This window comes from Pseudomonas sp. GL_117 (assembly GCF_057835125.1).
Map to the genome: position 1 here is coordinate 2,745,031 of NZ_CM174418.1, position 23,146 is coordinate 2,768,176.

At 59.6% G+C, this 23,146-nt stretch carries 16 protein-coding genes and 2 pseudogenes; 4 read left to right on the plus strand and 14 right to left on the minus strand.

Features of this window, described 5'->3' with window-relative positions; genetic code table 11:
• Window positions 1–193 precede the first annotated feature (193 nt).
• The gene (gene sfnG, locus AC3ISR_RS12310; protein ID WP_463983946.1) at window positions 194–1,291 is read left to right on the plus strand and encodes a dimethylsulfone monooxygenase SfnG; all 1,098 of its coding nucleotides are present in this window, start codon (window positions 194–196) and stop codon (window positions 1,289–1,291) included.
• Here the strand turns inward: sfnG and map are convergent.
• Both map and AC3ISR_RS12320 read right to left on the minus strand, forming a co-directional pair.
• A complete protein-coding gene (gene map / locus AC3ISR_RS12315; RefSeq protein WP_463983945.1) occupies window positions 1,263–2,024 on the minus strand; it encodes a type I methionyl aminopeptidase in 762 nt (253 codons plus the stop codon). The genes sfnG and map overlap by 29 nt on opposite strands.
• On the minus strand, window positions 2,024–2,224 hold the full coding sequence (locus AC3ISR_RS12320; protein WP_226457126.1) for a ParD-like family protein: 201 nt from the start codon (window positions 2,222–2,224) through the stop codon (window positions 2,024–2,026). The genes map and AC3ISR_RS12320 overlap by 1 nt, the downstream gene beginning before the upstream one ends.
• A 255-nt stretch (window positions 2,225–2,479) precedes the next feature.
• Here AC3ISR_RS12320 and ilvA point away from each other — a divergent pair.
• Together ilvA and AC3ISR_RS12330 are read left to right on the plus strand one after the other, a co-directional pair.
• Window positions 2,480–3,448 (plus strand): annotated as a pseudogene (ilvA, locus tag AC3ISR_RS12325) (threonine ammonia-lyase, biosynthetic); the annotation flags it as partial.
• Window positions 3,449–3,706: 258 nt separating this feature from the next.
• Entirely contained in the window at window positions 3,707–3,973 is a 267-nt protein-coding gene (locus AC3ISR_RS12330; protein ID WP_192299626.1) for a DUF1652 domain-containing protein, read from the plus strand.
• Here the strand turns inward: AC3ISR_RS12330 and AC3ISR_RS12335 are convergent, their stop codons facing one another.
• The 12 genes from AC3ISR_RS12335 to AC3ISR_RS12390 all read right to left on the minus strand — a co-directional run bounded on the left by AC3ISR_RS12335 (window position 3,974) and on the right by AC3ISR_RS12390 (window position 22,357).
• Complete coding sequence (locus AC3ISR_RS12335) at window positions 3,974–4,372, minus strand: hypothetical protein (RefSeq protein WP_463983944.1); 399 nt, start codon at window positions 4,370–4,372, stop codon at window positions 3,974–3,976.
• 81 nt (window positions 4,373–4,453) lie between these two features.
• A complete protein-coding gene (locus AC3ISR_RS12340; RefSeq protein ID WP_192299624.1) occupies window positions 4,454–4,708 on the minus strand; it encodes a DUF2790 domain-containing protein in 255 nt (84 codons plus the stop codon).
• Window positions 4,709–4,879: 171 nt separating this feature from the next.
• Window positions 4,880–5,818, minus strand: a complete 939-nt coding sequence (locus tag AC3ISR_RS12345) for a carbohydrate kinase family protein (protein ID WP_463983943.1) — start codon at window positions 5,816–5,818, stop codon at window positions 4,880–4,882.
• A 12-nt stretch (window positions 5,819–5,830) separates the two neighbouring features.
• Window positions 5,831–7,312 (minus strand): xylulokinase, encoded by a 1,482-nt coding sequence (xylB, locus tag AC3ISR_RS12350; RefSeq protein ID WP_463983942.1) that lies wholly within the window; start codon window positions 7,310–7,312, stop codon window positions 5,831–5,833.
• A gap of 175 nt (window positions 7,313–7,487) precedes the next feature.
• Complete coding sequence (locus AC3ISR_RS12355; RefSeq protein ID WP_192299622.1) at window positions 7,488–8,963, minus strand: mannitol dehydrogenase family protein; 1,476 nt, start codon at window positions 8,961–8,963, stop codon at window positions 7,488–7,490.
• Between the two features lie 16 nt (window positions 8,964–8,979).
• Complete coding sequence (locus tag AC3ISR_RS12360) at window positions 8,980–10,083, minus strand: ABC transporter ATP-binding protein (protein ID WP_192299621.1); 1,104 nt, start codon at window positions 10,081–10,083, stop codon at window positions 8,980–8,982.
• A gap of 22 nt (window positions 10,084–10,105) precedes the next feature.
• On the minus strand, window positions 10,106–10,936 hold the full coding sequence (locus AC3ISR_RS12365) for a carbohydrate ABC transporter permease (RefSeq protein WP_003173672.1): 831 nt from the start codon (window positions 10,934–10,936) through the stop codon (window positions 10,106–10,108).
• Window positions 10,937–10,946: 10 nt separating this feature from the next.
• Window positions 10,947–11,837 carry a carbohydrate ABC transporter permease gene (locus AC3ISR_RS12370; RefSeq protein WP_159959151.1) on the minus strand — a complete coding sequence of 297 codons (891 nt, stop codon included), beginning with the start codon at window positions 11,835–11,837 and terminating at the stop codon, window positions 10,947–10,949.
• 152 nt (window positions 11,838–11,989) lie between these two features.
• Complete coding sequence (locus tag AC3ISR_RS12375; RefSeq protein WP_192299620.1) at window positions 11,990–13,300, minus strand: ABC transporter substrate-binding protein; 1,311 nt, start codon at window positions 13,298–13,300, stop codon at window positions 11,990–11,992.
• 254 nt (window positions 13,301–13,554) lie between these two features.
• Window positions 13,555–19,950 (minus strand): hypothetical protein, encoded by a 6,396-nt coding sequence (locus AC3ISR_RS12380; RefSeq protein WP_463983941.1) that lies wholly within the window; start codon window positions 19,948–19,950, stop codon window positions 13,555–13,557.
• 139 nt (window positions 19,951–20,089) lie between these two features.
• Window positions 20,090–20,995, minus strand: coding sequence for an AraC family transcriptional regulator (locus tag AC3ISR_RS12385; protein ID WP_192299618.1), 906 nt, complete (start codon window positions 20,993–20,995; stop codon window positions 20,090–20,092).
• Between the two features lie 72 nt (window positions 20,996–21,067).
• Entirely contained in the window at window positions 21,068–22,357 is a 1,290-nt protein-coding gene (locus AC3ISR_RS12390; protein ID WP_192299617.1) for a glycosyltransferase, read from the minus strand.
• A gap of 156 nt (window positions 22,358–22,513) precedes the next feature.
• On the opposite strand from AC3ISR_RS12390, the pseudogene tpx reads away from it, so the two are divergent.
• A pseudogene (gene tpx / locus AC3ISR_RS12395) lies at window positions 22,514–23,014 on the plus strand (thiol peroxidase).
• Window positions 23,015–23,146: the final 132 nt, after the last annotated feature.

Sequence of the window (23,146 nt, forward strand, 5' to 3'; positions counted from 1 at the left end):
GGCCCGTGTTTGCGGGGGCAAGGCCGCCGTGACTGTTGCCCTGGCAACAGCGAATCGACAAACCGGCGTAATCCAGTGCAGTGACGGTTTTGCCCGCCAAGCGCCGTAACCCCCTTGCCACGGGCGTTTGCCCTGGCTGGCACGCTTGCTGCTCAAGCCTTGGGTACATCCCATTTGTACGAGGTAGTGTTCGATGAGTCAGAAGCCTGTGAAATTTGCCTACTGGGTGCCCAACGTCAGCGGCGGGTTGGTGGTCAGCAAGATCGAACAACGTACCCACTGGGGCATCGACTACAACCGCAAACTGGCGCAGCTGGCGGAAGCGGCCGGCTTTGAATATGGCTTGACCCAGATCCGCTTTACCGCCGGCTACGGTGCCGAGAACCAGCATGAATCCGTGGCGTTCAGCCATGCGCTGCTGGCCGCGACCACCACCCTCAAAGTGATCGCCGCGATCCTGCCCGGCCCGTGGCAACCGGCGTTGGCGGCCAAGCAACTGGCGACCATCGACCAGCTCACCAACGGCCGTATCGCGGTCAATATCGTCAGCGGCTGGTTCAAGGGCGAGTTCCAGGCTATTGGCGAACACTGGCTGGAGCACGATGAGCGTTATCGCCGCTCCGAAGAATTTATCCGCGCGCTCAAAGGCATCTGGACCGAGGACGATTTCACCTTTAAAGGCGATTTCTACCGTTTCAACAACTACACGCTCAAACCAAAGCCGTTGGGCCAGCCGGAAGTGTTCCAGGGCGGCAGCTCACGGGCTGCGCGGGACATGGCGGCGCGGGTGTCGGACTGGTATTTCACCAACGGCAACACCCCGCAGGGCATCAAGGCCCAGGTCGATGACATCCGCGCCAAGGCGGCGGCGAATAACCATTCGGTCAAAATCGGCGTGAACGCCTTTGTGATCGCCCGCGACACCGAAGAAGAAGCCCGCGCCGTGCTCGCCGAGATCATCGACAAGGCCGACCCGGAAGCGGTGAATGCCTTTGGCGACGCGGCCAGGCAGGCGGGCAAGGCGTCGCCGGAAGGCGAGGGCAATTGGGCCAAGTCCAGCTTTGAGGACCTGGTGCAGTACAACGACGGCTTCAAGACAAACCTGATCGGCACCCCGCAGCAGATTGCCGAACGCATCGTCGCGCTCAAGGCCGTGGGGGTGGATTTGGTCCTCGCCGGGTTCCTGCACTTCCAGGAAGAGGTCGAATACTTCGGCAAGCGCGTGTTGCCGCTGGTGCGGGAGCTGGAAGCCAACGCCGCGATCAATGTAGTGAGCGAGCTTGCAGTGTAAGGACTTCGAAGCCGTCCGCCGTTACGGCCACGGTGTGTTCCCATTGCGCCGACAGGCTGTTGTCCTTGGTCACCACCGTCCAGCCATCCTTGAGGCTGCGTGTCTTGGCGCCGCCCTGGTTGAGCATCGGCTCCACGGTAAACACCATGCCTTCGCGCAGTTCCAGCCCGGTGCCGGGGCGGCCGAAGTGCAGAACCTGCGGTTCTTCATGCATCTGCCGGCCGATGCCGTGCCCGCAGTATTCGCGCACCACGCTGTAGCCATTGGCCTGGGCGTGGCTCTGGATCGCGTGGCCGATGTCGCCCAGGCGCGCGCCAGGCTTGACCTGGCGGATGCCGGCCCACATCGCTTCGAAGGTCTGCTCGACCAGGCGCCGGGCCTTGGGGGCGACGCTGCCAATCATGTACATCTTGCTGGAATCGGCGATGTAGCCGCCTTTTTCCAGGGTGATGTCGATATTGATGATGTCGCCGTCCTTCAACACGGCTTTGGCGCTGGGCATGCCGTGGCACACCACTTCGTTGATCGAGGTGTTGATCGAGAATGGATAGTCATATTGGCCGAGGCTGGCCGGGCGGGCCTGCAGGTCGTTGCGGATGAAGGCTTCGACGGCGGCGTCCAGCTCCAGGGTGGAGCGGCCAGCGGTGACAAAACCGTCGAGCATGTCGAACACTTGCGCCAGCAGGCGCCCGGATTCACGCATCACGGCCAGTTGTGCGGCGGTCTTGATCATCAACTGCGCCCCCGGATCAGGTCGGGTTTATCCAGCAGCAGCTTGTTGATCAGCGCGTTGTAGGGCAGGTCGGGATTGAGTTCGGCGAGCAGGCCGATCTTGATCCAGAACTCGGCCTGGGCGTTGATGGAGCGATCCATCGCGGCGCTGGCCACGCGCAGTTGTTCGTGCAGTTGGTCGGTGATCTTGACGATGCCCATGGGGTTCACTGTGATTGAGTAATGTACAAAGCGTATACGTTTCGTATATTGCGAGTAAACCTTTTGTTGACTCATCCGGCGTCGGGCGGTTAATTTCATCGCATGACCTATCAAGCCTTCCGTACCCAGCCGAGCATGATTATTACCGCCATTCCTCATTTGGCGGGATAGCGCACGGCTGTACCCAAACCCGCCCTAGAGGCGGGTTTTGTTTATCCGTCTCCAGGGCCTTCGACACAACGCCAGGAGACACCCATGAGCACCTTGCTTGAGCACTACGTGAAAAAGATCCTCGCCGCCCCGGTGTACGACCTGGCGGTGCGCACGCCCCTGCAAGTAGCGCCGGCCTTGTCGGCGTTGCTCGGCAATACCCTGCTGCTCAAGCGCGAAGACCTGCAGCCGACGTTTTCCTTCAAGATCCGCGGCGCCTACAACAAGCTGGTGCAGCTCAGTGACGAGCAAAAGGCCCGGGGCGTGGTGACTGCGTCGGCGGGCAACCATGCCCAGGGCGTGGCCCTGGCGGCGCGAGAGTTGGGGATTGCGGCGCGTATCGTGATGCCGGCCACCACGCCGGAACTGAAGGTGCTCGGCGTACGCTCCCGGGGGGCCGAAGCGGTGCTGCACGGCACGAGTTTCCCGTTGGCCCTGGCCCATGCGTTGCAACTGGCCGAAGCGTCGGGGTGTACCTTTGTTTCGCCGTTCGATGATCCGGATGTGATTGCCGGCCAGGGCACGGTCGCCATGGAAATCCTGCGCCAGCAGCAAGGTCCGTTGGACGCGATCTTCGTGCCGGTGGGCGGTGGCGGGCTGATCGCCGGGATTGCGGCCTACGTCAAATACCTGCGCCCCGAGGTGCGCATCATCGGCGTTGAGCCCGAAGGTTCCAGTTGCCTGCTGGCGGCCCTGCGCGCGGGTGAGCGGGTGGTGTTGCCCGGTGTCGACGGTTTTGCCGACGGCACGGCGGTGGCGCAGGTCGGCGCCTACGGTTTTGAAGTCTGCCGGGACTGGGTGGACGAGGTCATCACCGTCAGCAATGACCAACTGTGCAGCGCCATCAAGCTGATCTACGACGACACGCGCTCGATCACCGAACCCTCGGGGGCATTGGCCGTGGCAGGCATTTGCCAGTACGTCGCGCGCAGCGGCGTCCGTGGGCAGACCTTGGTGGCGGTGAATTCCGGGGCGAATATCAACTTCGATAGTTTGCGACATGTTGCAGAAAGAGTGGCTGCGCAAGCTGTGGCTTAGATTGGGGCGCCGGGTTAAACGTTTAATCGCGGCGGTTCGACGATGTTTTAAACGGCGCCGTCCAACTTATATAACCGCGCTGCGCGCTTATGAGGAAAGGTTACAACGAGGTCGGATTTTGCCGAGTAGGCTTATTGACTGTAAACGTCTGCCAGGGTCGGCAAGACGCGGCAGGCCAGTGCCTGCCGGACTCACAACAATCGATTGGCAGTCTCATGAAAGGAGAGGTTGACCATGCTTTCGGAATTGGAACTTCGCAGCATCATTGAAACGAGTTTCCTGCCCAAACGGTGCGAATGCACCAAAGCCGAAGATGCTTCGCTGACGATCAAGGTCTATGACGACCGCGACCGTGACCGGGTGGATTTGGAAGTCAAAGGCATCAACGCCGACAAGCTCGACAGCAGTCGCGCCATTTGCAACCTGATCACCGGGTTGCGCGAAGACCTCAAGCACAGCCACGCACCCACCCTGCAACGGGTGGCAGCGCGCGGCTACTGATCAGGCTGTGGTTTGAGGGTGAATCACCGAGGATCTATGGGCCTGGATAAACGCCAGGCCCAGCACGACTTCTGTCACCACTGCCAGCAGGATACCCGGGCCGGCATTGCCATTGATCCACTCACTCAGGCCCAACGCGGCCAGCACAAAGCACCCGCAGATAAACCCGGTGGTGATGGCGCGGCGTGTGTCGGACGCAGGTGCGTGACGGACGCGGTAAAACATGATGCCAAGGGCCAGGAACAGCGCGGCGTTACGCCGGCAGACCAGCCCTGTGGCACTTGAATACTCGACGTTCCACAACCACAGCAGCCAGTCGGGGCGCAGGCCCCACGTCAATGCGAGGGCGAAGCAGAGCAGGGCGGTAAACAGGGCGAGCGTATGAAAGCGCAGCGGCATGATGAGTCCTTTCGGCCGTGGGGTCAGCGCGCAAGGATAACCTGTCGGCACAGCTAACGCCGCCCTTTGTCAGCACGCTGTTCAATTCTGGGACATGCAGGCATCGGAGAGTTTTTTGTAGCTCACATATTGCTCTGTGCCGGCCTTGTCCAGGAACTTGATGTTGGCCTTGATCACCTTGCATTCGCTGGTCTGCGGTTCGTTCATCGAAATGACTTTCTGCACATCCATGGGCATGCCGTAGCGATACGGCACGGGTTCGGCATCGGCGTGTGCCACGCCCGAAACGGCGGCCAGCGTGAGGCTAAGGGCGATCAGCAGGGATTGGCTTTTCATGACAGTTCTCCAACAGCAGTTCATTGGCCCATCGAGCTGATGGGCGGACGAACTCACTGTTGGCCCCCGGCATTAACCATGGATTAATGCCGGAGGTTGCTGACAAAAGCTTCATGTTTAAAAAGCGATTACCTACATGATCGCCGATTTTGTCCGACATCTTCGTGGCATTTAGCTCAGTTGATGACGGTAGGGCAGGTCCGGACCGGTCTTGGTGCAGGTCATCGCCGCAGCCCGGATGGCAAAGCCCAGCATGCTATCGATCTGCTCACGGGACAGCTGTTGCAGGCCCTCTACCGAGTCCATCCCATGCTCGGTCAGCCAGGTGATCAGCGCCGCCTGGAAAGTATCCCCGGCACCGACGGTGTCGGCCATCACCACCTTGACCGCAGGGGCGGACCAATGGCCGTGCTGGCGGCTGAACACGCTGGCGCCGTCGCCACCGCGGGTCAGGAATACCAGTTGGCAACGGTGTTGCAGCCAGCCTTGCAGGACGCTCTCCGGCGACTGGTCTGGGTAAAGCAGGTGCAGGTCTTCGTCGCTGACCTTGATCAGGTCCGCATGCTGCACCAGTTCGGCGATGCGGGCGCGCCACAGCTGGATGTCCGGCTGCGGGTTGAGGCGTACGTTGGGGTCGAGGCTGATCAGGCGCTTGCCGCTTTCACGTCGGACCAGGCTGAGCAAGGTGTCGCCAACCGGCTGCACCACCAGGGAGTAGGAACCGATATGCAGGCCACGGATGTCAGCGCCGAGTGGCGGCAGATGGTGGGCCTCCAGCAGACGGTCGGCGCAGCCCTCGCCACGGAAGTTGTACTGCGGCGAACCATCGGTGCCCACCGCGACCATCGACAACGTGGTCGGCGCGGCAAACTGCACCAGGAACTGCTCGCTCACACCTTCATCCCTGAGCACTTGCACCAGGCGCCTGCCGAGGAAGTCGCTCGACACGCCGCCCAACAATCCCGACTCGACCCCCAGCCGACGCAAACCCACCGCCACGTTGAACGGTGAACCGCCGGCAATCGCCTTGTAATTGACCTTGGACGCCTGCCCACTGGCATCTTCCTCGCTGAAAAAATCGAACAGCGCTTCACCACACACCAGATACATAGTCGTTCGCTCTTAAAGGGTTGCCACGAGCTGCTGGTAGCGCTCGTAAGCCTGTTGATAGGCGCTCACATTGGCCGCTACCGGCACGGTACGGCTGGCCGGGTCGATACTTACGCATCTGTCGCACAGGCTGGCCAGGGATTCGCCAGACTGGCACCAGGCCGCCTGGATCGCCGCGCCCAGGGCGGCGGCTTCGCTTTGTTCGGTACAGATCACCTCGGTGTGCATGATGTCGGCGACCATCTGCCGCCACAACGGGCTTTTCGAACCACCGCCGATCAAGCGGATGCTCTGGCTTTGCAGGCCGGTCTGGCGCAGCAGGTCGAGGCCGTAGCGCAAGCCGAACGTGGTGCCCTCGACCACCGCGCGGCACAGGTTGGCGCGGCTCAGGTTACTCATGGTCAAGCCGTGCAGGCTGCCGCTGGCGTGGGGCAGGGCGGGCACGCGCTCGCCGTTGAGGAACGGCAGCATGCTCACGCCATCGGCACCAATCGGTGCCTCGGCTACCTGTGCGTTGAAGGCGGCGAGGTCAAGCTCGAACAGTTCGCGGATCGCCCCGGTGGCATTGGTCAGGTTCATCGTGCAGATCAGCGGCAGCCAGCCGCCGCTGGAGGAGCAGAAGGTCGCGACCGAGGCCTGGGGGCTTACGTTGGGCTGATCGGCAAAGGCGTAGACCGTGCCCGAAGAACCGAGGCTCATGGTGATTACGCCAGGGGCGATATTGCCGGTGCCGATGGCGCCCATCATGTTGTCGCCGCCGCCGCTGGACACGATGGCGCCGGGGTTGATACCCAGGCGTTCGGCGATGTGCGGCAGGATCGTACCGACGCTCTGGTCGGCCTCGATCAGTTGCGGCAACGCGTTGACCAGGCGCCCGCTGGGGTCGATATGCTGCAGCAGCGCCACATCCCATGCGCGGCTGCGCACGTTGAAATAACCGGTGCCCGATGCATCGCCGTATTCCGCGACGGCGCGCCCGGTGAGCCAGTAGTTGAGGTAGTCGTGGGGCAGCAGGATGTGGGCGATGCGTGCGAACAGGTCGGGGTGTTGCTCGCGGGTCCAGAGCAGTTTGGACACGGTGTAGCCCGGCGCGATCGCCACGCCGAGCCGTTCCAGCGAGCCGCTTTCGCCGCCCAGGTGCTGCAACAGGCGGTCGTTTTGCGCGCTGGTTTCGGTGTCGCACCACAGCTTGGCCGGGCGCAGGACCTGGCCCTGCTCATCGAGCAACACCAGGCCGTGCTGTTGCCCGGAAACGCCGATGCCGAGGATGGCCTGGCCGTCCACGCCGGCCTGTTGCAAGGCACGGTGGGTGGCCTCGGTAAAGGCGTCGAGCCACTCCTGGGTGTGCTGTTCACGGCGACCATTGGCGCCGCTGATCAGGGTGTGGGCCGCCGCGCCAAGGCCCAGCACTTTGCCGCTGGTGGCGTCGAGGACGATGGCCTTGGTGCCTTGGGTGCCGCAGTCGATGCCGAGGAACAGGTTTTGCTGGGTCATGATGATTTGCTCAGCAGTTTTATTGTTTGGAGTGTTAACCCGATCAAAATGTGGCAGCGGGCTTGTGTGGGAGCGGGCTTGCCCGCGAAGGCGGCGTGTCAGTTGATGAAAGTGCTGGCTGACCCACCGCTATCGCAGGCAAGCCAGCTCCCACACAAGCCCGCTCTCACATTTTTTACTTCGGTTTCTTCTGGAGTTGCTTCAGTGTTGCAGTCACGCCATTGTCGCGCAGGCTCGCATAACACTTCTCGAACGCTGCCACAAACTCAGGCGAGTTGGGAATAGCCGTACCGAAAATCTCCTCCACGCCCAACAACCGTTGGCTGATCAAGGCCTCGTCACGCACCAGCCCCTGGCAAAACTGCGCACGCGGGTCCGGGATCTTGTAGCTCACGCCATTTTCATCCACGCCCTTCAAATACAAGGCCCACGCGGCAACCACCAGCGCCGCACGTTCCGTCTCGCGGCCATCGGCGATCAAGCGGTTGATGGTCGGCACGGTGAACTTGGGAAACTTCGATGACCCATCGGAACACACGCGTTCCAGCTGGTCGGCAATCGCCTGGTTGGAGAAGCGGTCCACCAGGGTCTGCTTGTACTGCGTAAGGTCGATGCCGGGCACCGGCGCCAGGTTGGGCGTGACGTCCAGGTCCATGTAGGCGCGCATGTAGGCGACAAACAGCGGGTCATTCATGGTCTCGTGCACAAACCGGTAACCCTTGAGAAACCCCAGGTACGTAAGGGCCAGGTGGCTGCCGTTGAGCAGGCCGATCTTCATCTCTTCGTAGGGCGTGACGTCATGGGTGAACTGCACGCCGACCTTTTCCCAGGCCGGGCGGCCGTTGACGAACTTGTCTTCCAACACCCACTGCACAAACGGCTCGCACACCACCGGCCAGGCATCGTCGATGCCATGTTTATCGTGCAATTGCAGGCGGTGGGTGGTGCTGGTCATCGGCGTGATGCGGTCGACCATGGCATTGGGGAAGCTCACATTGGCGGCGATCCAGTCACGCAGTTCGGCGTTGTGCAACGCGGCGAACGCCAGCAGCGCCTTGCGCGTGACGGCGCCGTTGTGCGGCAGGTTATCGCAGGACATCACGGTAAACGCCGGGATGCCGGCGGCGCGGCGTTGGGTCAGGGCCGCGCAGAGAAAGCCGAACACGGTCGTCGGCGCCTTGGGATGCGCCAGGTCATGTCTGATCTGCGGCAGGTGGGCCATGAACTCGCCGTTGCTGTCATCGATGCAGTAGCCGCCTTCGGTGATGGTCAACGAGACGATGCGGATCTCGGGGCTGGCGAGCTTGTCGATCAGCGCCTGGGCGCCGTCTTCGGCCAGCAGCATGTGGCTGAGGGAGCCGATCACGCGCACTTGGGTGTCGTCGCTGTCGCCCAGTTCATACAGGGTGAACAGGTAGTCCTGGCCGGCGAGGTCGTCGCGGGCCTTGCGGTCCTCGGCACGCAGGCCGACGCCGCAGATGCTCCAGTCCAGGCCTTCGCCGGTATTCATCAGCGCATCGGTGTAATACGCCTGATGCGCCCGGTGGAAACCGCCGACGCCGATGTGGGCAATGCCCTGGGAGGTATGGGGGTAAGTCGGCAGCTGTACGTCTGGCGCCAAGCGGGTGAGGTTTTGCTTATTCAGTTTCATCACAAATCTCGCGAAATCAGGCGGCAGCGCGCAGTGGACGTGCCACGGCCACGCCATCGGAGTCGAACAGGTGACAGTGCGCCGGGTCGAGGTGCAGGTGCAGGGTTTCGCCGTATTGGCTGGCCATGTCCCCGCGAATCCGCATGGTCAACGGCTCGCCGTTGGCCGTATTGACGTGGCAGAAGGTGTCGCTGCCCAGGCGTTCGCCGACGTCGGCGGTGACAGTCAGGGTGGTCTGGCCGGGGGTGGCGATTTCCAGGTGTTCCGGGCGGATGCCCAGGGTCACGGCGCTGCCGACGCTCAGACTGGCAGCGCTGAGTGGCAGGTTGATGGTGGTGCCGGCGTCCAGTCGCACTTCGCAACTCTGGCTGTCGACGCGGGTGACCTTGCCCTTGAGGAAGCCCATCTTCGGCGTGCCCAGGAACCCCGCGACAAACAGGTTGGCCGGTTGGTGATAGAGCTCCAGCGGCGAGCCGACCTGTTCGATGCGACCGCTGTTGAGCACCACCACTTTGTCGGCCAGGGTCATGGCTTCGACCTGGTCGTGGGTCACGTAGATCATCGTCGCTTGCAGCTCTTTATGCAGGCGCGCCAGTTCCAGGCGCATCTGTACGCGCAGCGCGGCGTCGAGGTTGGACAGCGGTTCATCGAACAGGAAGATCTTCGGGTTGCGTACGATCGCACGGCCGATGGCGACACGCTGGCGTTGGCCGCCGGACAATTGCTTGGGCTTGCGCTCCAGCAACGGCCCCAGTTCCAGGATGCGTGCGGCTTCGCTGACCTTGCTCTCCACCAGCTGCTTGTCGACGCCGGCCAGGTCCAGGGCAAACGACATGTTTTTGCGCACGCTCATGTGCGGGTACAGCGCATAGGTCTGGAACACCATCGCCAGGTCACGCTTGGCCGGGGTCACTTCGGTGATGTCGCGCCCGTCCAGTTCGATGGTGCCATCGCTGACTTCTTCCAGCCCGGCGATCAGGCGCAGCAGGGTGGATTTACCGCAGCCCGAGGGGCCGACGAAGACCACGAATTCCTTGTCGTTCACTTCCAGGTCGATGCCTTTGATGATCGAGAAACCTTCGAAGCCTTTTTGCAGATTCTTGATTTTCAGGTTGGCCATGATGGGCCTCCGCTAGGAATTGTTATTTGACGGCGCCGAAGGACAGGCCGCGCACCAATTGCTTCTGGCTGATCCAGCCAAAGATCAGGATCGGCGCACAGGCCAGGGTCGAGACGGCAGACAATTTGGCCCAGAACAAGCCTTCGGGGCTGGAGTAGGAGGCGATCAACGCAGTCAGCGGCGCGGCCGCGGACGACGTCAGGTTCAGCGACCAGAACGCCTCGTTCCAGCACAGGATCAGCGACAGCAGTACCGTGGATGCCAGGCCACCCTTGGCAATCGGCAGCAGCACGCGGACCATTTCCTGCCACAGGGTGGCGCCGTCGAGGCGGGCGGCTTCGAGGATGTCCTTGGGGATGTCCTTGAAGTAGGTGTAAACCATCCACACCACGATCGGCAGGTTGATCAGGGTGTAGATGATGATCAGCGCAATGCGCGTATCCAGCAGGCCAAAGCTCTTGGCCAGCAAGTAGATCGGCATCAGCACGCCCACGGGTGGCAGCATCTTGGTGGACAGCATCCACAACAGCGTGCCCTTGGTGCGCTGGGTTTCGTAGAACGCCATGGAGTAGGCCGCCGGCACCGAGATCAGCAGGCACAAGGCCGTAGCGCTGAAGGAAATCAGCACCGAGTTCCACGCGTAGCTGAAGTAATTGCTGCGCTCGTTGATGTGCAGGTAGTTCTCCAGCGTCGGTGTGAAGATGAACTGCGGCGGCGTGGCGAACGCGTCGATTTCGGTCTTGAAGCTGGTCAGCACCATCCAGAAGATCGGGAAGAAAATCAGGATTGCGATGGCCCAGGCCAGGGTGCCAAGCAACAGGCTTTGCAGGCGACGGGATTGTTGAAGCGTCATGGCGCGGCCCTCAAGGCTTGTCAGTCAGGTTTTTGCCGATCATCCGCACCAGGATGATCGCCGCGATATTGGCGATGACCACGGCAATCAGGCCGCCGGCCGAGGCCATGCCCACGTCGAACTGCACCAGCGCCTGGTTGTAGATCAGGTAGGCGAGGTTGGTTGACGCATAGCCGGGGCCACCGTTGGTGGTGGTGAAGATTTCGGCGAAAACCGAGAGCAAAAAGATCGTCTCGATCATCACCACCACGGCAATCGGGCGGGCCAGGTGGGGCAGGGTCAGGTGCCAGAAGATCGCGATAGCACCGGCACCGTCCAGGCGCGCGGCTTCCTTTTGTTCCTGGTCGAGGGATTGCATGGCGGTCATCAGCAGCAGGATGGCGAAGGGCAGCCATTGCCACGACACGATGATGATGATCGACAGCAACGGGTAGTGCGCCAGCCAGTCCACCGGCTCGGCGCCGAAGAACTTCCACACGGCGGCGAGAATCCCCGACACCGGGTGGAAAATCAGGTTCTTCCAGATCAGCGCACCGACGGTTGGCATGATGAAGAAGGGCGAGATCAGCAACACCCGCACCAGGCCGCGACCGAGGAACTCACTGGCCTCCAGCAGGGCGCTGATCAATACGCCGAACACCACGCTGATCAGCAGCACGCTGCCCACCAGTAACAGGGTGTTGGTGGCACCGGGCAAGAAGCCTGAGTCGGTGATGAAGTAGGTGAAGTTTTCCAGCCCGACGAACTGGTTTTCGCCGGGGTAGAGCAGGTTGTAGCGGATCAGCGAAAAGTACAGGGTCATGCCCAGCGGCACGATCATCCACAACAGCAGCAAGGCCACGGAGGGGCTGACGAGGAACCAGCCGGGGTTGGCCAGGCGGTTTTTGGGGGGTGTATTCATGGTGATCAAGACCAATGCAAAGCAGGAATCGGAGTGCGATCAATGTGGGAGCGGGCTTGCTCGCGAATGCAGTCTTCCAGTTGATAAAACTGTGACTGATGCACCGCCTTCGCGAGCAAGCCCGCTCCCACATTGACAGTGGAAGGCTTACCTCATTTGGGATATCCGGCCCGCTTCATTTCGCGCTCGGTGGTGGTCTGCGCGGCGGTCAGTGCGGCATCAACGGTTTGCTGGCCGGTCAGTGCCCCCGAGAAGAACTTGCCGACCTGCGTCCCAATCGCCTGGAACTCAGGAATGGTCACCAACTGGATGCCGATATAGGGCACCGGCTTGAGCGTCGGTTGGGTTGGGTCTGCAACTTTCAGCGATTCCAGAGTCACCTTGGCAAACGGCGCCGCCTTCATGTACTCATCGCTATAGGTGGATTTACGGGTGCCTGGCGGTACGTTGGCCACACCGTCGGTCTTGGCCACCAACTCGCCATATTCCTTGGAGGTCGCCCAGCTGGTGAACACCTTGGCGGCGTCCTTGGCCTTGGAGCTGGTGGGAATCGCCAGGCTCCAGGAGTACAGCCACGACGTGCCTTTGTCGGTTTTTTCGTGGGGAGCAAAGGTGAAGCCGACGTGGTCAGCCACCTTGCTCTGGGTCTTGTCGGTAACAAACGAGCCGGCCACGCTGGCGTCGACCCAGATGGCGCACTTGCCGCTGTTGAACAGTGCAAGGTTTTCGTTGAAACCGTTGCTGGACGCACCCGGCGGGCCGGATTTCTTCATGTTATCGACGTAGAAGTTCAGCGCGTCCTTCCACTCGGGGCCGTTGAATTGTGGCTGCCATTTCTCATCGAACCAGCGCGCGCCGTAGCCGTTGGCCAGGGTGGTGATCAGCGCCATGTTCTCGCCCCAGCCGGCTTTGCCGCGCAGGCACAAGCCATATTGTTCTTTGGTCTTGTCGGTGAGTTTGCTGGCGAATTCGCCGATCTGTGTCCAGGTCGGATGCTCGGGCATGGTCAGCCCGGCGTCCTTGAACAGGTCGGTGCGGTAGTAGGTGATCGAGCTTTCGGCATAGAACGGTAGGGCGTACAGCGAACCCTTGACCGACAAACCGTCACGCACTGAAGGGAACACATCGTCGAGGTCGTAGGATGCAGGCAGATCCTTCATTGGTTCCAGCCAACCCTTGGCGCCCCACAGTGCCGCTTCGTACATGCCGATGGTCAGTACGTCGAACTGCCCGCCCTGGGTGGCGATGTCGGTGGTCAGGCGTTGGCGCAGCACGTTTTCTTCGAGTACCACCCAGTTCAACTTGATCTGCGGGTGCTCGGCCTCGAAGGTTTTCGAGAGCTTTTGCATGCGGATCATGTCGCTGTTGTTGACGGTGGCAATGGTCAGGGTCTGCGCGCCAAGGCTGACGGCGCTGATAGTCAAGCAGGTAGAGGCAAGCAGAACTTTTGCTGTGAACTTCATCGCGCACTCCTTTTCCGCGCCCGGGGGGCTACAGAAGGACAGTTATTGTTGTTGTGTCTTCCTACAGGGAGTCAGGAAGAGTGTGCGTCGATTACAGCCTTGAAATGGTGATGTGACAAATCCTTGGGAGCACTGGGACTGATACTTTTTTGCACTCCAGTTCGGGTGGCTGCTTGAAGCTGGCTTGCAACCGAAAACCTGGCGCCGTGAATAGCGCGGCAGCGCCAGGTCTTTGGAGGTTGCGACGCTACGGTTTAATAGGATTCTTTTTCAAACGTGGTCAGCTCTTTGATCCACTGTGGGTCCACCGGCTTACGCCATTCGCCACGGGTGTGAATTTGCAGGCCTTTTGCGTCCCACTCAGCCATTTTCTTCTTCACGAGCTCGGTGTACTCGGATGCCTTGCATGAAATTTCGGCCCAGGGGTCGACGATCCAGGCGTCTTTCCATTCGGCTTGTGAAAAGTCAACGGTGGCTTTAGCTCCTGAAGCCGGTCCGCCGATAACGGTGAACACGTGGTCTCCTCCTTCCACATACCAGGTTTGTGCGTTTCCTCCGCTTTTTTTGATGATGTCTTCGGCCAGCATAGCCATTTCCCCACAGTTTCCGGCCCCGGACTTCAGAATCAGGTCTGCTCGGTTTAGCGCGCCAGGCGGTACGGTGCTGCGCAACCAGTTAATGGTCATATTCGCGGCGTCAGAGCGGGCTAGGTCCGCTTGTGAGCGCAGTTGGTTACTCGGTCCCAGGCCGGTGCCTTTCATGGAACGGTTCACGTTGTCTCGCGCTTGTTCTGCGTAGAATTTGTTTTGCTGCTCGGCCGTCCACGCTGAGAAATTGGCGGGTTTGTCCAGCGCGGAAACCTGGTTGGGTGTCAAGGCGATATTCGCTTTATCGATCGCTTTGGCCCGCTGCAGTTGATAGACAACCTCGCGTTGCTGTTCCTCGGTCAGGTCTTTGCACTTTGCTTTTAACGCCTCTATATCCTCTTTCAAGTAGCCCGCGCGCTCCAGTTTTTGAAAGGCAGATTTCAATTTCGGCAGCGCAATGAAATTGGCATCAAACGGTGCGTTGGCAGCACCTTGACGAATGCTGAATTTATTCCGGTAGGCCGCCACCATCGGCAGCTCTCTACTCGTGCATTTGTTGAACGTCAGTTGGCCGCCGGGTGCATTATCCAATCGCGCGTAGTAGAACTCGGCGGTATCCGCCTCGATCACCAGGTATTTGGCGGTACTGCCGCGTGCCGGGTCGTTAACGATCACGCCACGCAGTTCACGTTTATCGTCGACGGCATCAGTGATGCCGTTGAGCTTGACCACACGTGTTTCGCGCTCCAGCCCCTCACTGCTTTGTGCGTCGAAAAAGCCGAATTGGGGTTCGTTTTTGAGCGTGCCGGTGATCGTTGGTTTGTAGGTGATGTGCGTGGTCTCAGACACCGGAATCAATTCTGGCCCCGTTGCTGTGTCTTTCATTTTCCAGCGGCGGCGTTCGAAAACCACAAACTGGTTCTTTCGCAGGAACTTCGGTGCCGAGGGAAACAAGCGCACGTGCTCAAGCGCCTGAAGTTCCTGTTTCAACTCGCTGGATACGTCCTCGGTGACCTTGGTAAAACACGTGTCGTTGGCGCCGCGCTTGATGCGGCCGCCGATACCGGGGGCCGGGCAGAAAGCTTCGAAGCCTTCCAGTGGCTGATAGTGATCGGCCGACTCCAGATCGCGGAGCAAGCCTGGATTGCGGGAGTCGTAGCGATAAACCTTGCCCTCATTGATCAAGTCGAAGCCATGGGTGCGCGTGATGGTGTACGCGTCTGCGGCCAAAGGTTTTTCGGTAACCAGGGCTTGGGTGCCGTCGGAAAAGGTTTCCTGTTTCACGATCGATGAGGTGTCAGACACGAAACCCTCAAGCGCAGGACCGTAAGCGGCCGCGGTCTTCGCGTCGTAGGCATACCACTCGCCGCCCTGGCGTATGGCTGTGAGTTCGACCCTGCCCTGAGCCCCGGAAAGTGACACGCTGCCATTTGCCATATCCGCTGTCTGCTCAGTGAGCTGGCCATTCTGTAGCCGGCTCAGGGAGCGAGTCGATTGCGTGGTCGTGGCAGCCGTGAAGTCCTTGAGGGCAATCGCTTCCGTTTCTTTAACGCCAAACTTCTCGATAAACCCCGCAGATACCTTGGCAGCCGCCCAGGACGCCGCAGATTTTGCCAAGCCCCACAGCTTGCCTGCGCCCTCTGTGACCATCACGATCGCGACATCAATGGCAAGGTCTACGGCTGCTTTGAGGAACTGGCCATGATAGAGGTCCTCCAGCGTGCTGGCCCCGGGCAAGGCGTGCCACAGCGCTTTGAAGAAGTCACTGGGCTCGGTGGCCGTTTCGAGTGTATTGCTGGACCAATTGCGGTGAAGGTTCACAAACTCGCTTTTATTCAGGTAAGTCGAGTCGATCATGACCTTGGCCAATGTGGAAATTCTGCCGGCCACATAGTGGGGAGCGCGCGCGTCATTTTCGTTGTGGGCTGGAAGGGTCACTTCCAATGGCCAGGGTTCATTGTTGTCATCCAGCAGGTGTTGGTCAGTGGTGCGCAATACGACGTTGGTTTTAACTCCCGTCCTGGGCTCTTTGCCACTTTTGAACGCCTCGGCGTCGATTTCGAGGTTGACCACTTTGCCCTGCGGGGTGGAGGGATCGATGTCAGCAATTCTTACGATCTGGCCCCACGTCGGATAAACCGCAAAATCTCTTCTGACCCCGTTGTAGATAGACGTTATCACCATGCCGCTGCGACCACCGGGGCCTTCAACATTCAAAAATTCTACGTCGCCATAGAGCAGGCTCTTTTGCTCCTCGACAGGCATCTTTTTGAGCATGTTTTCGAACAACGTCGTGGTGTGCTGTCTACGGAGGTTGAAATCTTCTTTTATGGCCTTGTCGAATTCATCGTTGATGACCGGAAACCCAGGCTCTCTGGCTTTTTCACGCAGGCTGTTGAAGTCCACATGATTGCCTTCCTGTATCCAGCTTTCATCCAGCCTGCCTGCTTCATAGATCTCTACGAGGCTGTAGTGATTACCGGTGATTATGCCGGCGAATTCGTTTTCCACCATAAAGCGTTTTTCATAGTCAATATCGGCACCGAACTTTTCTCTTAGCACCTTAAGCGCCATGTCCCGTCTAGTGGGCGCTTCAGCTGTGTTCAGCCAGCGCACCGCTTCAGTCGTGCTATTGATCTGTGTCTGGAGTTTTTGCTGGCTGTCTTTCAACTGTTCCAGGGTGTAGTTGTTCTTGTCGATCTTGTTATGGATGGAGGCCCATTCCAGTAAGGGGGCCATCTGTGCGTAACTTTGTATCTGCGTTTCCAGTGCTGAAACAGGCTGGATGTTGTAATGCCTCATGACCTGCGGGTAGGTCATGTTTGCGCTAGCGCCGGGTGCGGTCCACTCGACCAGGTTTACCGCTGCCGTAAAGTTGAAATACTCGGGGGAGCCAAGCGTTATTTGTTTCGGTACCTCGTTGACCAACAACTGCGGCGCAGCCCCTGACAGCAACACGTATGACGCTATGGGGGCAAGGTGGGCAGGTATATTTTTCTGGGCGGTCAGGTATTGGTCAAATCGGTCGCGGATCGATGAAACGCCGCGCCCGACGTTATCGGGGCCGGTTAAATCCGCACCTGCGACGGTCTTGTGTTGAGTGCCGGCCGTTGGATCAAGCTCCAGTACCAAGGCGGTCAAAAGCCATTGTTTAGCGCTGGATGGGGTCAAGGCGCCTTTCATCTGGGTTTGCAGGTGCTCGGCAAGATCAAGCGCCTTGCCGCTGGTGAGCAGTTGCTCCAAGGCGCGTTCAGGGTTGGTGTCGAGTGTGGTCACCTGGTTGCCGAGGTAGTTGAGGAGGGTGTCGGGGCCTATCGCCTCTTTCACCTCGTTGACCAGTGCGTTGCGTTGTTCGGTACTCAACGGCAGTTGTGTTGACAGGAACCCCCAGCGATTGCCCAGGGGTGGGGACTGTGGCATCGGCGTCTGCAAGGCAGCCAGCAAATTGTCAGCGTCTGACCTTGAACGCACTGGGTACCAGTCGTTTTGCGAGATGAAGGTTGCAACCGACGTCGTACCGTCAGGCGGGTAAGAAGAGTCCGGGTCGACCATAAAGTCCTTGGAACCGCTGTCCGGCGTCCAGTTTTTCAGTTCGTTGATCAGCCCATACCGGTTGTTGCTATCACCCAGTGCGGTTTTTTGCCGGCCCACAAAGGCCACTACGCTTTGTGGATCATCAGGGTGGTCGGGGAACTGTTGGGTACGGCCCATCAGCGCAACCTGTTGTTCGAATTCCGGGCTGCCTGGAAGGTCGCTGAGGTTATAAAAGTTGGCCACCCATTGGTAAGGTGCGCCGCTGGATTCGGCGTTAAACAGTGCGATAGGGTGCGTATTGTTCGCGAATGCCTTTGCCGCGGTCAGCACGGGCTCGAGCACATCAAAGTGTTCGGGATACTGTTTCGCGAAGTCGCGGGTAGTGAAGCGCTGGTCCACTCCCTGCACTTTGCCAACCAGCGCGTTGTCGGTGGGGTCATAGCGCAGGGTGGCGAGGTCAACCCCTTGATTACGTGCCCATTCCTGGAAACCGCGGCCCTGCAGGGCTTTATTCAGGTAGGCCTGCCATTCACCGAACAGGCTGTTGGCCGGTATCGGTTGGATGATTTTTGACGCGGCTTGCTCCGGCTTGGCTTTGAGCTCAAGCATTGCGCGATGAACAGTGGTTGCGAGTTCAACTTCGGCGCGCGCCAAAAGTGCTTCGCGGTTATCTGCAGTTTCCACTGGCGTAGGGCGGTTGGCGGTGATGGCGGCGGCCAGGTTTTGAATCGGCGAGAGAGCCAGCGGCGCAGAGGCCAGCATTTTCGTTACGGTGTCCTGGTGTTTGCGTACGGCAACAGACCTGGGATCGTTCAATGATGGGTCGACCAGTGCTTTGAAACTGCTTTTTCGAACCAGCTCCAAACCGTGGCTTAGTAACGTCGTGAGTCGGGGGGTGTTCCCTTCTTGTTGTTTTGTGTCTGGTCGAGCGGGCATTTCTTCGTTGTAGAAACGCATCACCTCTTCCAGTGTGGCGCTAGACGCAGTGGGGTAATGCACATCCGCATTGGAGCCCGCAGCCATCTGTTGCACCGCATCCTTTATCGCGTTCCAGACATTGCTCCAATCTTCCGACACATCGTTGACGGTGAAGGTGGTTTCCACCCGGTTCACGCTGGCAGTCAGGCTTCCATCATTGGGGTTGATGCGCGCAGTCATGGGGTCAATGCCATGCTTCTGCGCAAAATCGCTGAAAGCCGGGCCTGTGAGTGCATTCAGGAGCTGTTGGCGGACCTGATTGAAGGTTGAGTATTCTGGAATTGTATCGAGGATAGGCGGTGTTTTATCACGTCCACCCTTCAGTTCTGGCACTTGTTTTAGCAGCATCTTGCTGCACTGCCACGCGAGCGCCTTGTCTGCGTCCTGCACTGTCTGGGCCGCTGTCAATGGAGCATGGCGAGCGAGAGGTTGATCCAGTTGTTGCGCTGGCAGATCGACGATGTGTTGCTTGGCGTCCCGTTGACGTTGCTTGACGGGGGCAAATTGGCTCTCGTAGAGCGGATTGGAATTACTCAGCGAAGGGAATGTTCCTTCATGAATCAACTGCCCAATCCTGAACAACGTATCGCCGTTGAGGGCGCGGGAATAATCACTGGGCAGTTGCATGCCATAGAAGTTGGCAACCTGCTCGGGAAGTGCCTGATCCCGCCCGTGAAATCCGAAGCGTTCACCCCCTGGGCCCGCCAGCTTTGTGACGGCTTTGAACACCGCTGATGTGGCTTTTATAAAACTGTTTTCATCGTAATGGCGGATGTCGATGTCGTCGTCCTCCCGCTGTATATAGATGCTCCCGGCGGGGTCAAACACCAAAGATTCAATATCGATGTCATGGGTTTGGGCAAACGACTTGAAGGGTTCCGAGCGCAGCGCATCATCCAGCTCGGCCAGGGCCATGCCAAAGGTGGAGTCGGGCTCGACGGACACCACATACATCTGGTTTTTTGAGGCAAGTTGTTCAGCGTTAAGCAATGCGTTGATCAGGGTGTAGGCGGTATTGATCGCCATCTCCCCATCACTTTTGTTAACCAGGGTGTCGGCGAATTTGCGCAACAAGGCTTTGCCTGAGTCTTGGGTGGGGGGCGTGTTTTGCAGGTCTCGACGTGAGCGCGATGAAATAGGACGAATGTTCGGCGCACTGTGCGCTGTGCCCCCCAGTATTTCTTTAATCAACTGGGCGTAGCTTTTTTGCGGATTGAGCGCACTTGGCTGGTCAAGAAGTTTCTCTACGTCGGCCCGTACCGCGGAAGCGCTCAGCGGGTCAGGGGTGCTCATTACGCGTTGTTTGATCTGCTCGGCCAGGCTGGGTTGCCCTTTTGCCACGGCAAATCTGAGCAGGTATTCAATAGGTAGACGCGTGCTGGCCGGCGCGTCAACGGACGGGGTGGAGGATGTTGGATCTTGTTCGGTGCGCCGATTGAAAAGTCCGATGACGCTGGAGGTGACAGAGGGGGTTGCGCGCTCGACGGGTGGGCGCTGCGTGTCAAAATGCGGAGTGGTCACTGCGGGAGTGGACTGCGAAAGTCTGATCATAGAGGTCCTGGATAGCTGCGAATATGAGAAAGAACTTCCCGTAAACCGGTATTGGAAACTTCCCTCATTGCGTGGCGGCGGGCCGTGTATGGGTTCCTTTTTTGTACCCCCGAAAGGCTATGGCTGCGGCGTTGCGGTTTCAGGCCAGGTTTTGCTCAGTGAGCCGCTGCACCGCCAGGCGTCGGTAGTGGGAGGGCGTCATGCCCTTGAGCTGTTGGAAGCGTCGGTTGAAATTGGAGATGTTGTTGAAGCCCGACTCAAAGCACACATCCGTGACGGCTTTATCGCCATCGGCCAGCAATTCGCAGGATTTGCTGATGCGCAGGCGATTGACAAATTCGATAAACGTGCGGCCCGTGGCCTGTTTGAACACCCGCGAGAAATACGTGGGTTTCATCCCCAGGTAATCCGCCACTTCCTCCAGCGGCAACTCCCGCGCGTAGTGGGCAAAGATGTAGTCCACCGCGCGGTTGGTGCGGTCGATGCTGTGTTCGTCAGCCAGTTGCGGCGTGGTCACGCCAGACAGCAACTGGTAATCCTCACAAGCACTGAGCACTTCCAGCAGGATAAAAAAGTGCCCCAACCGTGCCATGCCCTGGGCATCCTCGATGCGCTGCATCAAGGCCATGGCCTGGGCGATGGTCTTTTTGCAGCGGAACTCGATGCCGTATTGGGCACGCTCCAGCAGCGGCGCCAGGCTCTTGAGCTCGGCGAAGATCTGGCTACCGTTTTCCAGCAATTCATCGGTGAAGTTCACCAGCATGTCACGCTTGGGCACCACTTCGTCTTCTTCAACCTGGCTGATCCAGTTGTGGGGCAGGTTGGGGCCGGTGAGGAACAGGCTTTCCGGATAGAAATTGCCGATATAGTCGCCGATAAACACCTTGCCGGAGCTGGCGACGATCAGGTGCAGCTCGTATTCCTTGTGGAAATGCCAGCGCACCAGCGGGCAGGGGAAGCCGTGCTGACGATAGATGATGGACAGACCGTTGTGATCGTCCATCAGCTCGTAGGAAGGGTCGGTGATGCGCGTTGCTCGGGTCATGCTGCCGTCGCTTTATTGTTGGTTGCGACCCGAATAATGCCCCTATGCGTGTAAGCCTGCCAGCGCCGATGTTTATACGGTGCGGTTTTTCGCCTCGATCCACTGGGACATGTACTGGGTACTTTTATGGGCGTGATGGCGCAGCATGCCGCCGGTGAAGTTGTCGCGGCGATGGGCTTGGAGGCGGCTGCGGCACTGCGCCAGGCAGGCCACCAGTGCCGGGGCGTGGAGGGCGGTGTCGTAGCGACTTGCCAGCAATCGACGCCCCTGTTCCTGGGCCTCTGTCCAACGCGCGCGGTCCTGATACAGCGCCACGGCGGCAGCGGCCAGGGCAGGTGCGCTGTGGGCGATCACGCCTGGCCAGGGTTGCCTGTCGCCCATGGCCTCGGCGCCAATCGGCGTGGTGATGTTCGGCGTGCCGCAGAGCATTGCATCCGCCAGCTTGCCCTTGATACCCGCGCCAAAGCGCAGCGGCGCCAGGCAGATGCGTGCTGCGCCCATCACTTGCAGCGCGTCTTCGGCCCAGTTCATTACATGAAAACCCTGCGCCGGGTTGTGCAGCGCGGTGGCCTTGGGCGGCGTGTAGGCGCCGTAGATGTGCAGTTGGGCGCCCGGCAGCTGCTGGCGGATCAGCGGCCACAGGCTGTTCTTCATCCACAGCACCGCGTCCCAGTTGGGCGCGTGGCGGAAGTTGCCGATGCTGAGGAAATGCGCGCGGTCTTCAAACGGGGTGAAGGGCGCGGTCGGTGCGTCAAGCATCAACGGGCACCAGTGCAGCAGGGCCGCCGGCACCTTGAAGTGTTCGGTGAGCAGGCGGATTTCCGCGTCGGAGATCATCAGGCTGATGTCGCAGCGGTAAATCGCTGCGATCTCGCGCTTGGCGATATCGGTGTCGGCCATCAGCTGGAATTCTTCCTCCAGCGCCGGGGCGAACAGGGCGCTGAAGTCGTCGCTGTCGGGATGGGCCTTGAGGTGGTCCTTGAGGCGCTGCTGGCGCGCGTCGCGCAGGCTTTGCAGGTCGCTGGTTTCCAGCACGCGCAGGGCGTCGGGGCAGTGTTTTTCAACGCGCCAGCCGAATTGCTCCTCCATCATGAAACGGTCGAACAGCACGATGTCCGGGGCCAGTTCGCGGATAAAATCGTCGAAGCTGCTGTTATTGAGTTCGATGGCGCATTCGCTGATGCCGAGTATTTGCAGGTCGGCCTTGTGTTCGCCAAGCGCGGCAGGGCTGCTGAAGGTGATATCCCAGCCTTGCGTAAGGAAACTCTGCAATATTTGCATCATGTGTCCGCCAGCGGCCGAGGAGCGCGGCTCCGGCCAGACATAACCAATGACCAGGACTTTGGTGGCGGGCTGATTCATCAACAACGACTCTCTTGAAGGGCAGGCGAAAAGCGCGCAATTAAACCACAACCCCACCGATGAGAATTTGTGTCTGGCGGTAGGTAGCCACCGCGCTTTGTGGTTAACTTCGGCCTCTCGAATTCGTTTAACCCAAATAGCATAAGGATTCCGTTCATGGCTCAAGTCACCCTCCGTGGTAACCCTGTCCAGGTTGAAGGCCAATTGCCGTAAGTTGGCACCCAGGCGCCCGACTTCACCCTGACTGCCGGCGATCTGTCGGATGCAACCCTGGCGACCTTTGCCGGCAAGCGCAAAGTGCTGAACATCTTCCCAAGCGTCGACACCCCGACCTGCGCGACCTCGGTGCGCAAGTTCAACGCCCAGGCCAACGAGCTGAACAACGCCGTTGTCCTGTGCATCTCCACCGACCTGCCGTTCGCCCAGGCGCGCTTCTGCGGCTCCGAAGGCCTGGAAAACGTGAAGAACCTGTCGGACTTCCGTGACGCGGCGTTCGCCGTTGGCTACGGTGTCGCGATTGCTGATGGCCCGCTGAAAGGCCTGACCGCTCGCGCTGTCGTGGTACTGGACGAAAACGATAACGTGCTGCATAGCGAACTGGTCGCCGAAATCGGCCAAGAGCCAAACTACGATGCAGCCCTGGCTGTATTGAAGTAACTGTTTCGGCGCATTGCTGTCGCTTGACAGTAACACGCGTGCTACATGATTGCGGCCTGGCCTAGTCCAGGCCGTTTTCATTTAAGGGTCAACCGCTTAGCCGAATTAGCGGATGGACTAAAGTCAGAAGTC

Coding starts and splice junctions, on each gene's coding strand:
- AC3ISR_RS12360 (WP_192299621.1), bottom strand. CDS start 10,083: ATGGCCAACCTGAAAATCAAGAATCTGCAAAAAGGCTTCGAAGGTTTC.
- AC3ISR_RS12345 (WP_463983943.1), bottom strand. CDS start 5,818: ATGTATCTGGTGTGTGGTGAAGCGCTGTTCGATTTTTTCAGCGAGGAA.
- AC3ISR_RS12380 (WP_463983941.1), bottom strand. CDS start 19,950: ATGATCAGACTTTCGCAGTCCACTCCCGCAGTGACCACTCCGCATTTT.
- AC3ISR_RS12370 (WP_159959151.1), bottom strand. CDS start 11,837: ATGAATACACCCCCCAAAAACCGCCTGGCCAACCCCGGCTGGTTCCTC.
- map (WP_463983945.1), bottom strand. CDS start 2,024: ATGATCAAGACCGCCGCACAACTGGCCGTGATGCGTGAATCCGGGCGC.
- AC3ISR_RS12330 (WP_192299626.1), top strand. CDS start 3,707: ATGCTTTCGGAATTGGAACTTCGCAGCATCATTGAAACGAGTTTCCTG.
- AC3ISR_RS12340 (WP_192299624.1), bottom strand. CDS start 4,708: ATGAAAAGCCAATCCCTGCTGATCGCCCTTAGCCTCACGCTGGCCGCC.
- AC3ISR_RS12355 (WP_192299622.1), bottom strand. CDS start 8,963: ATGAAACTGAATAAGCAAAACCTCACCCGCTTGGCGCCAGACGTACAG.
- AC3ISR_RS12385 (WP_192299618.1), bottom strand. CDS start 20,995: ATGACCCGAGCAACGCGCATCACCGACCCTTCCTACGAGCTGATGGAC.
- AC3ISR_RS12365 (WP_003173672.1), bottom strand. CDS start 10,936: ATGACGCTTCAACAATCCCGTCGCCTGCAAAGCCTGTTGCTTGGCACC.
- AC3ISR_RS12375 (WP_192299620.1), bottom strand. CDS start 13,300: ATGAAGTTCACAGCAAAAGTTCTGCTTGCCTCTACCTGCTTGACTATC.
- AC3ISR_RS12320 (WP_226457126.1), bottom strand. CDS start 2,224: ATGGGCATCGTCAAGATCACCGACCAACTGCACGAACAACTGCGCGTG.
- AC3ISR_RS12390 (WP_192299617.1), bottom strand. CDS start 22,357: ATGAATCAGCCCGCCACCAAAGTCCTGGTCATTGGTTATGTCTGGCCG.
- sfnG (WP_463983946.1), top strand. CDS start 194: ATGAGTCAGAAGCCTGTGAAATTTGCCTACTGGGTGCCCAACGTCAGC.
- AC3ISR_RS12335 (WP_463983944.1), bottom strand. CDS start 4,372: ATGCCGCTGCGCTTTCATACGCTCGCCCTGTTTACCGCCCTGCTCTGC.
- xylB (WP_463983942.1), bottom strand. CDS start 7,312: ATGACCCAGCAAAACCTGTTCCTCGGCATCGACTGCGGCACCCAAGGC.